Annotated in this window: 16 protein-coding genes; all 16 read left to right on the plus strand. The window is 38.0% G+C overall.

What is annotated here, in order from left to right:
* Positions 1–108: 108 nt before the first annotated feature.
* The 16 genes from hemG to CKV67_RS04305 all read left to right on the plus strand — a co-directional run bounded on the left by hemG (position 109) and on the right by CKV67_RS04305 (position 13547).
* Positions 109–1488, plus strand: coding sequence for a protoporphyrinogen oxidase (gene hemG, locus CKV67_RS04230; protein ID WP_014092314.1), 1380 nt, complete (start codon positions 109–111; stop codon positions 1486–1488).
* Between the two features lies 1 nt (position 1489).
* Entirely contained in the window at positions 1490–1846 is a 357-nt protein-coding gene (gene acpS / locus CKV67_RS04235; RefSeq protein ID WP_014092315.1) for a holo-ACP synthase, read from the plus strand.
* Positions 1847–1863: 17 nt separating this feature from the next.
* Positions 1864–2970, plus strand: a complete 1107-nt coding sequence (gene alr / locus CKV67_RS04240) for an alanine racemase (RefSeq protein ID WP_014092316.1) — start codon at positions 1864–1866, stop codon at positions 2968–2970.
* Positions 2971–3175: 205 nt separating this feature from the next.
* Positions 3176–3454, plus strand: a complete 279-nt coding sequence (locus tag CKV67_RS04245; protein WP_014092317.1) for a CopG family ribbon-helix-helix protein — start codon at positions 3176–3178, stop codon at positions 3452–3454.
* A gap of 3 nt (positions 3455–3457) precedes the next feature.
* Positions 3458–3805, plus strand: a complete 348-nt coding sequence (locus CKV67_RS04250) for a type II toxin-antitoxin system PemK/MazF family toxin (protein WP_025279828.1) — start codon at positions 3458–3460, stop codon at positions 3803–3805.
* A 249-nt stretch (positions 3806–4054) separates the two neighbouring features.
* The gene (locus tag CKV67_RS04255) at positions 4055–4891 is read left to right on the plus strand and encodes an RsbT co-antagonist protein RsbRA (protein ID WP_014092318.1); all 837 of its coding nucleotides are present in this window, start codon (positions 4055–4057) and stop codon (positions 4889–4891) included.
* Between the two features lie 5 nt (positions 4892–4896).
* Positions 4897–5253 (plus strand): STAS domain-containing protein, encoded by a 357-nt coding sequence (locus tag CKV67_RS04260; protein WP_003721457.1) that lies wholly within the window; start codon positions 4897–4899, stop codon positions 5251–5253.
* A gap of 2 nt (positions 5254–5255) precedes the next feature.
* Entirely contained in the window at positions 5256–5666 is a 411-nt protein-coding gene (locus CKV67_RS04265; RefSeq protein WP_014092320.1) for an anti-sigma regulatory factor, read from the plus strand.
* 16 nt (positions 5667–5682) lie between these two features.
* Complete coding sequence (locus CKV67_RS04270) at positions 5683–6687, plus strand: PP2C family protein-serine/threonine phosphatase (RefSeq protein WP_025279829.1); 1005 nt, start codon at positions 5683–5685, stop codon at positions 6685–6687.
* 151 nt (positions 6688–6838) lie between these two features.
* Positions 6839–7183, plus strand: a complete 345-nt coding sequence (gene rsbV, locus CKV67_RS04275) for an anti sigma b factor antagonist RsbV (RefSeq protein WP_014092322.1) — start codon at positions 6839–6841, stop codon at positions 7181–7183.
* On the plus strand, positions 7167–7640 hold the full coding sequence (gene rsbW, locus CKV67_RS04280; RefSeq protein ID WP_014092323.1) for an anti-sigma B factor RsbW: 474 nt from the start codon (positions 7167–7169) through the stop codon (positions 7638–7640). The genes rsbV and rsbW overlap by 17 nt, the downstream gene beginning before the upstream one ends.
* A complete protein-coding gene (gene sigB / locus CKV67_RS04285) occupies positions 7618–8397 on the plus strand; it encodes an RNA polymerase sigma factor SigB (protein ID WP_014092324.1) in 780 nt (259 codons plus the stop codon). The genes rsbW and sigB overlap by 23 nt, the downstream gene beginning before the upstream one ends.
* Entirely contained in the window at positions 8398–8997 is a 600-nt protein-coding gene (locus CKV67_RS04290; protein WP_014092325.1) for a PP2C family serine/threonine-protein phosphatase, read from the plus strand.
* Between the two features lie 204 nt (positions 8998–9201).
* Positions 9202–10836: a SulP family inorganic anion transporter gene (locus CKV67_RS04295; RefSeq protein WP_014092326.1), complete on the plus strand. Its 1635-nt coding sequence runs from the start codon at positions 9202–9204 to the stop codon at positions 10834–10836.
* A gap of 66 nt (positions 10837–10902) precedes the next feature.
* Entirely contained in the window at positions 10903–13080 is a 2178-nt protein-coding gene (locus tag CKV67_RS04300) for a Tex family protein (protein ID WP_014092327.1), read from the plus strand.
* Positions 13080–13547: a SprT family protein gene (locus CKV67_RS04305; protein WP_014092328.1), complete on the plus strand. Its 468-nt coding sequence runs from the start codon at positions 13080–13082 to the stop codon at positions 13545–13547. The genes CKV67_RS04300 and CKV67_RS04305 overlap by 1 nt, the downstream gene beginning before the upstream one ends.
* The last annotated feature ends 5 nt before the right edge of the window (positions 13548–13552 follow it).

Below are 13552 nucleotides of genomic sequence, written 5' to 3' on the forward strand. Positions count from 1 at the left end.
TTTGTAAAAAGTAGCTATTTTTCGCAAAAGGATGTTCTATTATTTTTGGCGTAATTGCGGTAAAATAGAAAGAATAAAGCGAGTTTGATAGAGAGGATTGGTTAAGTAGTGAAACATATTGTGATTATCGGAGGCGGCTTATCGGGGCTTGCAGCAGCTTATGAACTACAAAAAACACATCCGAATTATACGTGGGAATTAGTAGAAAAAGACGAAAAATTAGGCGGGAAATTCGAAACAGTTAAACGAGACGGCTTTTTAATTGAAAAAGGACCAGATTCTTTTTTAGCGAGAAAGCCAGCCGGAATCGAATTAGTGAGAGAGCTAGGATTAGAAAATCAATTAATTGCGAATGCAACTGGGCATTCTTATATTTACCATCAAAAAGCGCTACATCCTATTCCAGAAGGGTCAGTGATGGGCATTCCAACGAACAAACAAGCACTATTAGCAAGCACGCTTATTTCAGAAGTAGGGAAAGCTCGTGCCTTACAAGAACCAACCATCCCAGCAAACACAACAAAAGCAGATCAATCGATTGGGGACTTTTTTGAAGTTCGTTTTGGAAAAGAACTAGTAAAAACGCTTATAGAGCCACTTTTATCTGGTATTTATGCAGGAGATATTTATAAAATGAGCTTGCGGGCAACATTTCCGCAATTTGAAGAAGCAGTGGCTAAACACGGTAGTTTGATGGAAGGCCTGCAACAAAACCAGCTGAACACGACCGGAACCAAAGCAACTATTGGTGCATTCAGGACGCTAGATGGCGGGCTAGAAGCTTTACCAAAAGCAGTTGAACAAGCTCTTCCTAAGAACCATTTGCACACAGGAAAACAAGCAACGCAAATTTTGAAAAAAGGTCATTCTTATGAAATTTTTTTTGAAAATGGAGATAAAATATCTGCTGATGGCGTCATTATTGCTGCTACTCACGATACATTAATTGATTTACTTGGAGCCAGGGTAACAGAACCGTTTGCCAACCAGCCATTAACCAGCCTTGCAACAGTCTCATTAGCTTATAATGAAAGTGATGTACCCATTTTACCGGATGGAACGGGTTATTTAGTTGCTAGAACTGCTCCTTATCGAACCACTGCTTGTACATGGGTGCAAAAAAAATGGCCACATATGGTACCTGAAAATAAAATGCTACTACGAGGTTTTGTTGGTAAAGCAGGTGAAACTTGGTTAGAAGAGGCAAGTGATGAAGCAATTATTTCTGCTGTTTTAGCAGATTATGCCGAAATGATGGATATCGAAAGAGCGCCACTTTTTTATGAAGTAAGTCGGATGAAGTCTGCAATGCCACAGTATTTAGTGACACACCAAGCTAGACTAAAACAACTAAAAGAAAATATTGCGACAGACTACCCGGGAATTTATTTTGCAGGAATGAGTTATCAAGGTGTTGGAATTCCTGATTGTATTGCTGGGGCGAAACTAGCTGTTAATGACGTTACTGATTTTTTGAAAGAGGTGTAAGATGATTAAAGGTATTGGGCTTGATATGATTGATTTAGCACGAGTAAAACAAGTTTTAGAAAAGAATCCCCGTTTTATGGAGCGGATTTTAACAGAAAAAGAAATTAGCCAATTTGAAAAATATGAAGGTAGTCGTAAAATTGAATTTTTAGCGGGGCGTTTTGCTGCCAAAGAAGCTTATGCAAAAGCGAACGGAACTGGATTTGGAAAACATTTAAGCTTTACGGATGTAGAAATTTTACAAGTAGAAGATGGCAGACCTCACGTGACAATGCCGATCAAACCTGGTGAGTCGGTGTTTGTGAGTATTACCCACACGGCGAGATCTGCTGCGGCACAAGTGATTATTGAAGTTTAGAAAGGAATGTGGAAATTATGGTGACAGGCTGGCATCGTCCAACATGGATTGAAATCGACTGTGCAGCAATACGTGAAAACATCCAAAATGAACAAAAACGTCTTCCAAAAAACGTAGCAGTCTGGGCAGTGGTGAAAGCAAACGCCTATGGTCATGGAATTATTGAAGTGGCAAAAACTGCCAAAGAAGCAGGAGTAAAAGGCTTTTGTGTAGCTATTTTGGATGAAGCACTGGCTTTACGAGAAGCTGGTTTTCGCGATGATTTTATTTTAGTTTTAGGAGCAACAAGAAAAGAAGATGCAAATCTAGCAGCACGCAAAAATATTTCATTAACGATTTACAGAGAAGATTGGTTAGAAGGTGTAAATCCTGAAGTACCATTAAAAGTGCATTTGAAAATCGATAGTGGTATGGGGCGTCTAGGTATCCGTGGGGCGCAAGAAGCGGCGCAAATCGAAGCGAAAATTGCTGAAAATAAGAATTTGATTTTAGAAGGAGTCTACACGCATTTTGCTACCGCTGATCAGTTAGAAACCAGTTATTTTGACCAACAATTAGTGAGATTCCATACTATTTTAAGGGCTTTAAACGAACGACCAACATTTGTCCACACGGCAAATTCAGCAGCCTCTTTACTGCAATCTCAAGTAGACTTTGATGCGATTCGTTTTGGAATTTCTATGTATGGTTTAACGCCATCAATCGAAATTAAAGCAAGTTTACCATTTAAGCTAAAGCCGGCACTTGCACTTTATACCGAGATGGTTCATGTGAAAGAACTTGCGCCTGGTGATAGTGTCAGCTACGGAGCGACCTATACAGCAACGGAAAAAGAATGGGTAGCAACATTGCCGATTGGTTATGCAGATGGGCTTATTCGTCACTACAGTGGATTTCACGTACTAGTAAATGGAGAAAAAGTTCCGATTGTTGGGCGGGTATGTATGGACCAAACAATCATCAAACTACCACATGAATTTCAAACTGGTTCAAAAGTCACGATAATTGGTACCGATCAAGAGAACACGGTAACAGTTGATGATGCAGCTGAATATTTAGACACAATTAATTATGAAGTCACCTGTATGCTAACTGAGCGTATACCTAGAAAATACATCCATTAGAAGGTAATATTCGTGCTTTTTTGAGGAGAAGCGTTTATAATCTAACATATGAAACTTTATAGCTACATCTAGGACTTAAGGGAGGATGTTGGATAAAACTATAACAATCTTAACAAGTAAATGCTAAATAACTCTTTTCTTCATGGCTTGATAATGGTACGATATAGTTGTTACTTACAGGTACGAGGCTTTGGGGGTGTGACACGTGTTAGAGAAAGAAAAGCGGATGATAATATCCGTAGAACTGACACAAGAAATGGTACAGGAACTCGACGTAGTTGTAGAAAAAGAAAAAATGGGGCGGAGTGAAGTTATAATGGAAGCAACGCAACAATTTTTGCAAGAGAAAAGGGCACGTGAGTTGAGAGACGAGATGGAGCGCGGCTATGCGGAAATGGCGACAATTAACTTTGCTATCGCATGCGAGTGTACCCATGTCGAATCAGAAGCAGAAGACAGAAATATTAGTATTTTAGGAGGTTAATGGCTGATGGTGAAGCGTGGTGACGTATACTACGCGGACCTTTCCCCCGTGGTCGGAAGCGAGCAAGGGGGAATACGGCCTGTTCTCATCATTCAAAACGACATTGGTAATAGATTCAGCCCAACTGTGATTGTGGCAGCAATAACCGCAAAGATTCAAAAAGCAAAGCTGCCAACACATGTGGAAGCTACTCGTAAAGATGGCTTTGAAAGAGATTCTGTCATTCTTTTAGAACAAATTAGAACAATTGACAAACAACGCCTGACAGATAAGATTACACATTTGGACGAGGAACTAATGGTCAAGGTAAACCAGGCGCTGGAAGTCAGTCTAGGAGTAGTAGAATTCTAAACAACCTAAAAATATAACATAGAATGATGAACGCAGGATAGTAAATAAGTCCGACGTAGAAGAATACCAAATACATAATGAACTAATTAACCACTTTACAAGATTTAAGGGACATCAGAAACCTACAAACAATGCGTATGATTCATCCTTCGCTAAAGTTGTTTCTAATGTCTTTTTTTAAAAAGTAGTTAATCAAATCGCAGAAAAAAAGAGAGATCTTTAAGGTGGAGAAAGGTTGGAAAATAATCAATGTATAAAGATTTTGCAAACTTCATCCGGACGAATAAGGCAGACTTACTAAATAATTGGATGAACGAAATGGAGAAACAATCAGACCAATTAATAAACGATATTGCAAAAGAACCTATGTATGAAGAGACGAGTAAAGAGTTTGTTGATTTGATTGTGTCGAACATAACAGAAAATGGTTCTAAATTTAACGAAAAGTTAGATGATTTTGCAGAAAAAGTGGTCCACTTAGGTTGGCCAATTCATTTTGTCACAACAGGCCTACGTGTTTTCGGGCTTTTAGTATATACAGCTATGAGAGATGAAGATTTATTTTTAAAAAGAGAAGAAAAACCAGAGGATGACGCCTATTATCGCTTTGAAACATGGCTTTCATCCATGTATAACAAAGTGGTAACAGCCTACGCGGATACGTGGGAAAAAACAGTTTCGATTCAAAAAAGTGCTTTACAGGAATTATCGGCACCACTTTTGCCAATATTTGAAAAAATTTCTGTCATGCCACTAATTGGAACGATTGACACAGAAAGAGCTAAGTTAATCATCGAAAACTTACTAATAGGCGTTGTAAAAAATCGGTCAGAAGTGGTATTGATTGATATTACGGGAGTTCCAGTAGTTGATACGATGGTTGCGCATCATATCATTCAAGCATCAGAAGCAGTTAGACTTGTCGGCTGTCAGGCAATGCTAGTAGGTATTAGACCAGAAATAGCGCAAACAATCGTTAATCTAGGAATTGAATTAGATCAAATAATCACGACCAACACAATGAAAAAAGGCATGGAGCGAGCGCTTGCCTTGACGAACAGAGAGATAGTAGAAAAAGAGGGGTGAATACTGTGGGGATACCAATCTTAAAGTTAGGTGAATGTTTATTAATTTCTATCCAGAGTGAATTAGATGATCATACTGCGGTAGAATTCCAAGAAGACTTGTTAGCAAAAATCCATGAAACGTCGGCCAGAGGAGTAGTCATTGATATAACCTCAATCGATTTTATTGATTCATTTATTGCAAAAATTCTTGGAGACGTAGTAAGTATGTCTAAACTAATGGGTGCAAAAGTGGTTGTAACTGGGATACAGCCTGCAGTTGCGATCACCTTAATTGAACTCGGAATTACCTTTAGTGGAGTGCTTTCGGCAATGGATCTTGAAAGTGGCCTGGAAAAACTTAAACAGGAATTGGGGGAATGAACATGACATTCCAATCCTGTGTAAAGATAATTAATGAGTGGGACATTGTGGCTGCAAGGCAACTAGGTAGAAAAATATCCAAAGAAATTGGCTTTGGAACAGTTGACCAAGCAAGAATTACGACAGCCATCAGTGAACTAGCAAGAAATATTTTCCTTTATGCTGGACGAGGAGAAATCTGCATTGAGAAAGTAAGTGAATCAGGAAAGCAAGGTATGATTATTGTTGCTAAAGATAAAGGCCCCGGAATTGTTGATCTTAGAAAAGTCATGCAGGACGGATATACAACATCAGGTGGTCTAGGTGCAGGTCTGCCAGGAGTCAAACGCTTGATGGATAGTTTTGATATTATATCCAGTATTGAAGGGGAATCTAAAGGAACGGTAATCACAACAACGAAATGGGTTCGGTAAGGGGAGCTAGAAAACAATGGAAAAAGCCTTTGAGGGAAGATACCGTGATATTCTTATTCAATATCTAGAACATCAAGATGAAGAACTACTTTATACTTGTGAAAAGTTGTCTCGAGAGGCAATGGAGGAACGTGTTTCACCTGAAGAAATTGTCCATTTGCATCGTTCGGTATTAGAACTTTATGGAAAAGAATTACCAGAATTTGTGCGTTTATCATTTGATGTGTTATTAGAAATAATGGTCGGCTATGGCTTAGCATACATGGAACATTTAAGCCTTAGAACAGAACAAAAAGAGTTGCGTAGCGAAATCGCTCAAGCAGAAGATATGCAAAAAACATTAATGAAAACCGAACTACCAGAACATGATGAACTTGAGTTTGGTGTTATCAGTGTGGCAGCTAGACAAATGAGCAGCGACTATTATAGTTTTACGGAGGAAGGCGATAAGAAAATTGGTATCGCTCTTGCGGATGTTATTGGTAAAGGTATTCCAGCAGCATTTAGCATTTCGATGATCAAATATGCTTTAGCCGGAATGACTGGTGATGATAGGAAACCATCTATCGTACTTGAATCACTAAACCAAGTAGCAGAAGAAAACATCAATGATAACATGTTTATTACGATGTTTTATGGACTTTATTATGAAGAAACACATTTGTTTGAATACGGTTCTGCTGGACACGAACTGGGATTGTATTATCAACATCAAGAACGAATCTTTTCAGATTTATACGCAAAAGGTTTACCACTTGGTGTGGATAAAAATGCAGTGTATCGCCAATTTGACAAAAAGATTGAAGTTGGCGATATTGTTTTCATCATGTCAGATGGCGTGACTGAGACTAGAACAGCAGATGGTTTTATTGAACGAGAAGAATTAACGGAGATAATTGCTGCACACATTCATTTGTCTGCCGAAAAAATGGTGCACGCAATATATGACCAATTAGTTAAGTTGCAAAATTTTGAACTGCATGATGATTTTACACTAATTTGCATTAAACGAACAAAATGATAAGATAAAAACGTTTCGCATTCATCGCTTTTCCACATTTATGTATGTGAGTAAACGTAAAATTAGTGAGACGTTTTTATTTTTTTATGTTTTACTTTTATTTGTTAGGGTAAACTGGACAAGATACTTAAATTTAAGATGGGGTGAAGTGATGAATATTAGTATAGAAATAAAAGAACGAGATACGAAGCACACAGACATATTTGTTGCTGGGGAGATTGATGCTTACACAGCTCCAAAGGTAAAAGAAGCGCTAGAAATTTATCAAGTAAAAGAGGGTATTGTACTTCGAATTGATTTAACAGAAGTAAGTTACATGGATAGTACTGGCTTAGGTGTATTTGTAGGAGCGTTCAAAAGCTTGCGCCAACGTCAAAGTGAACTTGTCTTATTCGGATTAAGCGATCGGATTTTCCGATTGTTTGAAATCACAGGATTGTCTGATATCATTGAAATCAAAAATGTAGAGGGTGAAATGAATGGCAACAATGCATGACAAAATTACGTTACAACTTCCTGCCAAGCCTGAATATGTTAGTTTAGGTAGACTTTCATTATCAGGAATAGCAAGTCGCGCAGGATTTTCTTATGAGGCAATTGAAGATTTGAAAATAGCTGTGAGTGAAGCCATCACTAATTCTGTGAAACATGCATTTAAAGAACAAGATGGCGGCGAAATCACAGTAGAATATCTTGTCTATGAAGATAAACTTGAAGTTCGTGTTTCCGATAACGGAACAAGCTTTGATTTAGAAAGTCGTAAACAAGAAATTGGCCCATATGATGTGGGTGAAGATGCAGAAATGATGCGTATTGGTGGACTAGGTTTATTTTTAATCGAAACATTAATGGATGATGTGAAACTTTATTATGATGAAGGGGTTTCCGTCGTAATGACCAAATATATTAATGAAAAGCAGGTGGAGGAGAATGCCGAAAGTATCTCAACCTGATAAAGAAGCAAGAGAAAAAGTTTATATTTGGATTGCTGCCTATCAAGAAAACGGTGATCAAGATGCCCAGTATAACTTAGTGGTGCATTATAAAAACTTAGTAGAATCCATTGCACGTAAGTATTCTCAAGGTAAATCTTTTCACGAAGACTTGGTCCAAGTAGGGAATATTGGGTTGCTAGGTGCGATTAGACGTTATGATGCAACGTTCGGAAAAAGCTTTGAAGCATTTGCTGTGCCAACAATAGTTGGTGAGATTAAACGTTTTTTGCGCGATAAAACATGGAGTGTTCATGTACCACGACGTATAAAAGAACTTGGTCCGAAAATTAAAAATGCCGTCGAAGAGCTAACAAGAGAATTGCAAAGCTCACCCCAAATTAGCGATATTGCAGACTTCATCGGTGTAACGGAAGAAGAAGTTTTAGAAGCAATGGAAATGGGCAAAAGTTATCAAGCGCTCTCAGTAGACCATTCAATTGAAGCGGATTCTGATGGGAGCACTATTACGCTACTTGATGTAGTTGGTGGTACAGACGATGGATTTGAACGTGTAAATCAACGAATGCTTTTAGAGAAAGTTCTCCCGGTTTTAGATGAGCGAGAACAGAAAATTTTGCAATATACTTTTATTGAAAATCGCAGCCAAAAAGAAACAGGGGAGCTACTCGATATATCGCAAATGCATGTGTCTAGAATCCAACGTCAAGCAATTAAAAAACTTCGAGAGGCGTTGCAGAATGAGGAAGTGGAGTAAATGAACAAGGCAGTTGAATCAAATGATTTATTTGTATTTCAACGTTCTAAAGCATTACAACAATACTGCGGGGATGTTTATTTTACCCATGAAGACGAAAATGGTTTTCTATACGTTCTTTCTGATGGACTTGGTAGTGGCCTAGAAGCTAATAGAGCTGCAAAAGCGACTATTGAAGCCATAAAAGAAGACCTTCATGCTGACTTAACTCATATGCTCGAAAAAGCGAATCAAGCTGTCTCAGGGCTTCGTGGCGCTGCAATTGCAATTATCAAAGCAGACTACTTAACAAAAACGATTTATTATACCGGTATGGGCAATATTCGCTTTTATATGATTGGTTCTGAGGATAAACTTATTTTCCCGCTTTCTGGGTCTGGCTTTTTGTCAGGCAGGAAACAGAAATATCGTTTGCAAAACTTTAAATATAAACCTGGAAGTAAGTTTTTGCTCCACTCAGATGGGCTGGTTCTTTCTCGTGTTAGAAAGAATTTAGAATCACCACTTTGTGTAGGGAAGCTTGGACATCTCATCGAACAATCCATTTTAGATATACCAACTGATGATGTTACTTTCTTGCTCGGCCAATTTCCAAACTAACCAAAACATCTTTTGAGCTAGAAATAGTTTGAAAGATGTTTTTTTATTTAGATGGTGAGAAAAGGCTATAATTATGGTATATTAGAAATAGTAGTAGTTTTTTTGTTTAACCATGTGAAAATTATCACTTAATATTCGTGAAGCAACGTTGCTTTGCGTTTTTTCGCGCGGATTAAAATATGTACATAAGAAAGAAGGAGTAAATTGAAGAAAGTGTTATTGAATAATGTCAAAGGTTATACGTGGGCGAGATTTAGGAAAGACTTGCTAGCAGGGATTATCGTGGGGGTTATTGCCCTTCCACTTGCGATGTCGTTTGCAATTGCAAGTGGTGTAAAACCAGAGTACGGGATTTATTCGAGTTTTGTCGCGGGTATAATTGTCTCGATTTTTGGCGGATCTAAATTCCAAATTGCTGGACCAACTGGTGCATTTATTCCGGTCTTACTTGGAATCGTATTAACTTATGGCTATCAAGATTTACTTGTTGCTGGCATGATGGCTGGTATTTTACTTTGTTTAATGGGAGTATTTAAACTTGGCACATTAATAAAATTTATTCCACGACCTGTGACAATCGGGTTTACTGCTGGTATCGCGGTAACAATTTTTATGGGGCAGGTTGGGAATTTCCTCGGATTAACTGGAATGAAAAAACATGAATCTTTTATTGATAATATGAAAGAAATATGGATTCATTTGGATTCATGGAACTTTTATAGTATTCTCATTGCATGTATTTGTTTGCTGGTCTTATTTTTATTTCCGAAAATAGTACCAAAAATTCCAGCGCCATTAATAGGCTTAGTTATTACAACAGGAATTGCGATGATTTTCTTCCCAGATGCACTACCAACGATTGGATCTTCTTATGGTGAAATTCCTAGCAGCTTCCCACCATTTCATTTACCAGATATCAGTTTTGAAAATATGAGTAAACTGATTGGACCGGCCTTTGTAATTGCGATGCTCGGGGGGATAGAGTCATTACTTTCAGCAGTAGTTGCAGACGGGATGACAAATACGAAACATAGCAGTAATCGAGAGTTAATCGGTCAAGGAATCGCGAATATTGTCACACCGATGTTTGGTGGGATACCTGCAACAGGAGCAATTGCTCGGACAGCGACAAATATTAACAATGGCGCAACAAGTAGAGTGTCTGGTATTATTCATGGTATTTTTGTTTTACTCACATTACTTGTTCTTGCTCCAGTAGCTGTTAACATTCCGATTGCTGCGATGGCGCCAATTCTGATGCTTGTTGCATGGAATATGAGTGAACGTAAAACCTTCCAACATATTCTAAAACTAAAATCTGGGGATACATTAGTTTTGGTGATTACTTTTTTACTTACGGTGTTTGCTAGCTTAACAGTTGCTGTTGAAGTAGGCTTATTACTAGCTGTCGTTCTTTTTGCCAAACAGATGGGTAGCGCAATGCAAATTGTTGAAATCGAACCAGAAGGCGCTGAAATTGCCCCACATCTTTATCATAAAATTAGTATTTTTACAATTCGTGGACCACTTTTCTTTGGGGCAGCACAAATTTTCCAACAAAACATCATGAAAGCTATCCACGTCAAACCTAAATATTTGATTTTAAGAATGGGAAAAGTGCCAATTATCGATGCTACTGCAGAGGGGTATTTTCACCAAATTGAAAAAGAATTTTCGCGGCATGGCGGACAAATTTTAATTACAGGACTGAATGAAAAAGCAAAAGAGAGTCTCAAAGATAGCGGGCTCTATGACCGAATTGGCGAGGAGCATTTCTTTTTACATACAGAAGATGCAATTCATTATGCCGAAACAGCTTTAAATCAAGAGAATAGATAGCTTTTGTCAGTTGATTCCTAGTTATGTTACACTTAATAAATAATGAATATTGGAGGCAACCAAGTTATGGAACAAATGCAAGATAAAATAATAAAATTAGTGCATAAATCACTAAACTACAAACCAAATCAAATTAATGCAGTGATAAAATTAATGGAAGAAGGCAATACCGTTCCATTTATCGCCCGTTATCGTAAAGAAATGACTGGCAGCTTGGATGAAGTGGAGATTCGTGATATTGAAGAAACATTTGAATATGTCACTAAATTAGAAAATCGCAAAGAAGAAATTATTCGTTTAATTGATGAACAAGGAAAGTTAACGGATGAACTAAAAAATGCTATTATTAAAGCGGAAAAACATCAAGCATTAGAAGATTTATACCGCCCTTACAAGCAGAAAAAACGCACCAAAGCAACTATTGCCAAAGAAAAAGGTTTAGAACCGCTAGCTAATTGGCTGATGAGTTTTCCAAATAACGCTGAGCCACTAGAGGAAGCAGCAAACTACATTTCAGAAGAAAAAGAAGTCGAGTCAGCAGAATTGGCCTTACTTGGCGCGCACGAGATTATCGCCGAGCAAATTAGTGATGAACCTGCTTTCCGCGAGTGGATTCGTAATTTTACGCGTAAATTCGGAATGGTTGAATCAAGGGGGAAAAACATCGAAGCCGATGAAAAAGGCGTTTATGAAATGTATTATGAATTCAATGAAATGATTGGCAAAGTAGCAAGCCACCGAGTTCTCGCATTTAATCGCGGGGAAAAAGAAGATATTTTACGCGTACAAGTGCAAGTAGATACAACCAAAATCTTCGCTTACTTATTTGAAAAAGTGATTCAAAACCGAAATTCCAATACGCGACCTTATGTAGAAGAAGCCATTTTGGATGCTTATAAACGTTTTATTGGTCCAGCAATTGAGCGTGAAATTCGCGGGGAACTAACAGAAAAAGCCGAAGAACAAGCGATTCATATTTTCTCGGAGAACTTACGCAAACTACTTTTACAACCACCTTTAAAAGGAAAAATAATTCTTGGGGTAGATCCAGCATTCCGAACTGGATGTAAATTTTCTGTGCTTGATAAAACTGGAAAAGTTCTAGAAATCGGAGTCGTTTATCCGCATACTGCCAAAGCCCGTCGACCAGAAGCTAAGCAGAAAATCGCGGAAATTTTATCAACCTATCAAGTAGAAGTAATTGCTATTGGTAACGGAACAGCTTCTCGTGAAACAGAGCAGTTCATTGTCGAAGTAATCCGCGAGTCTAATTCAAATGCTTATTATTGCATCGTGAATGAAGCGGGGGCAAGTGTTTATTCGGCAAGCGAAACAGCTCGTGAAGAATTTCCTGATTATCAAGTAGAAGAACGTAGCGCAGTTTCTATCGGTAGACGTTTACAAGATCCACTTGCAGAACTCGTAAAAATTGATCCGAAATCAGTTGGAGTAGGTCAATACCAACATGATGTTGCCCAAAAACGCTTAAATGAAACGCTCACATTTGTTGTTGAAACAGCGGTTAACCAAGTTGGTGTGAATGTGAATACAGCCTCCGCTTCTCTATTACAATATGTTGCCGGTTTAAATAAAACGGTAGCGAATAACATCCGTAAATTCCGTGAAGAAAATGGTTCTTTCACTTCTCGAAAAGAATTGAAAAAAGTTCCTCGTCTTGGAGCAAAATCATATGAACAAAGTATTGGGTTTTTACGGATTTTAGAAGGCGAAAATCCATTAGATCGTACGGCGATTCATCCAGAAAGCTATAAAGCAGCAGAACAAATCGTAAAAGCTGCTGGATTTGAATTAAAAGATATTGGTAGCACAAATTTAAAAGAAGCACTCCAAGCGTTAAGTATCCCCGAAGAAGCTGAAAAACTAGCTATCGGTAAAGAAACAATGCGTGATATCATTGATAACTTAATTGCTCCAGGTCGCGACCTTCGTGATGAGCTTCCTGCACCACTTTTAAAGCAAGATGTTATTTCGATGGATGATTTAAAACAAGGAATGGAATTACAAGGTACCGTTCGGAATGTGGTTGACTTTGGAGCTTTTGTTGATATTGGCGTTAAACAAGACGGACTTGTACATATTTCCAAATTAAGCAATTCATTCGTCAAAAATCCAATGGATATTGTTTCCGTTGGAGATGTAGTGACAGTTTGGGTGGATGAGGTGGACACGAAGAAAAATCGTATTGCACTAACGATGCGTAATCCAAACGGAAGTGTCAAATAATGAATCAAGCAGAATTGCAGCGACAAATGGAAGAAGTGTCACTGCAATTTTTCCAAAAAGAATTCCGGCACCAAGCTACTTTTAATACTAGATTACGCACAACAGGTGGCAGATATTTACTTAAGAGCCATAATATCGAAATGAATCCTAAATACCTTGAAAATTTTGGACTGGCGTATTTCATTGATATTATGAAACATGAATTATGTCATTATCATCTTCATCTAGAGAAAAAAGGCTACCAACATCGCGATAAAGACTTTCGAGAACTACTAAAAAAAGTAGGAGCACCACGATTTTGTGCCACAATTCCGCGTGAAATAACAATGCATGAATATACATGTAAAAGTTGTGCGAAATCCTTTTTAAGGCAGCGTAGATTTAATGTAAACCGTTATCGTTGTGGGAATTGTGGTGGGAAGTTAATGGAAATTGGCTCCCGAAAAATTTATACAAAAAACTCCTAAAAAGT

The sequence above is a fragment of the Listeria ivanovii subsp. ivanovii genome (genome assembly GCF_900187025.1).
Taxonomy (GTDB): domain Bacteria; phylum Bacillota; class Bacilli; order Lactobacillales; family Listeriaceae; genus Listeria; species Listeria ivanovii.

Excerpts from the sequence above, each read along its gene's own strand:
- acpS (WP_014092315.1), top strand. The coding sequence starts at position 1,490 with ATGATTAAAGGTATTGGGCTTGATATGATTGATTTAGCACGAGTAAAA.
- alr (WP_014092316.1), top strand. The coding sequence starts at position 1,864 with ATGGTGACAGGCTGGCATCGTCCAACATGGATTGAAATCGACTGTGCA.
- CKV67_RS04255 (WP_014092318.1), top strand. The coding sequence starts at position 4,055 with ATGTATAAAGATTTTGCAAACTTCATCCGGACGAATAAGGCAGACTTA.
- CKV67_RS04265 (WP_014092320.1), top strand. The coding sequence starts at position 5,256 with ATGACATTCCAATCCTGTGTAAAGATAATTAATGAGTGGGACATTGTG.
- CKV67_RS04270 (WP_025279829.1), top strand. The coding sequence starts at position 5,683 with ATGGAAAAAGCCTTTGAGGGAAGATACCGTGATATTCTTATTCAATAT.
- rsbV (WP_014092322.1), top strand. The coding sequence starts at position 6,839 with ATGAATATTAGTATAGAAATAAAAGAACGAGATACGAAGCACACAGAC.
- rsbW (WP_014092323.1), top strand. The coding sequence starts at position 7,167 with ATGGCAACAATGCATGACAAAATTACGTTACAACTTCCTGCCAAGCCT.
- sigB (WP_014092324.1), top strand. The coding sequence starts at position 7,618 with ATGCCGAAAGTATCTCAACCTGATAAAGAAGCAAGAGAAAAAGTTTAT.
- CKV67_RS04290 (WP_014092325.1), top strand. The coding sequence starts at position 8,398 with ATGAACAAGGCAGTTGAATCAAATGATTTATTTGTATTTCAACGTTCT.
- CKV67_RS04300 (WP_014092327.1), top strand. The coding sequence starts at position 10,903 with ATGGAACAAATGCAAGATAAAATAATAAAATTAGTGCATAAATCACTA.
- CKV67_RS04305 (WP_014092328.1), top strand. The coding sequence starts at position 13,080 with ATGAATCAAGCAGAATTGCAGCGACAAATGGAAGAAGTGTCACTGCAA.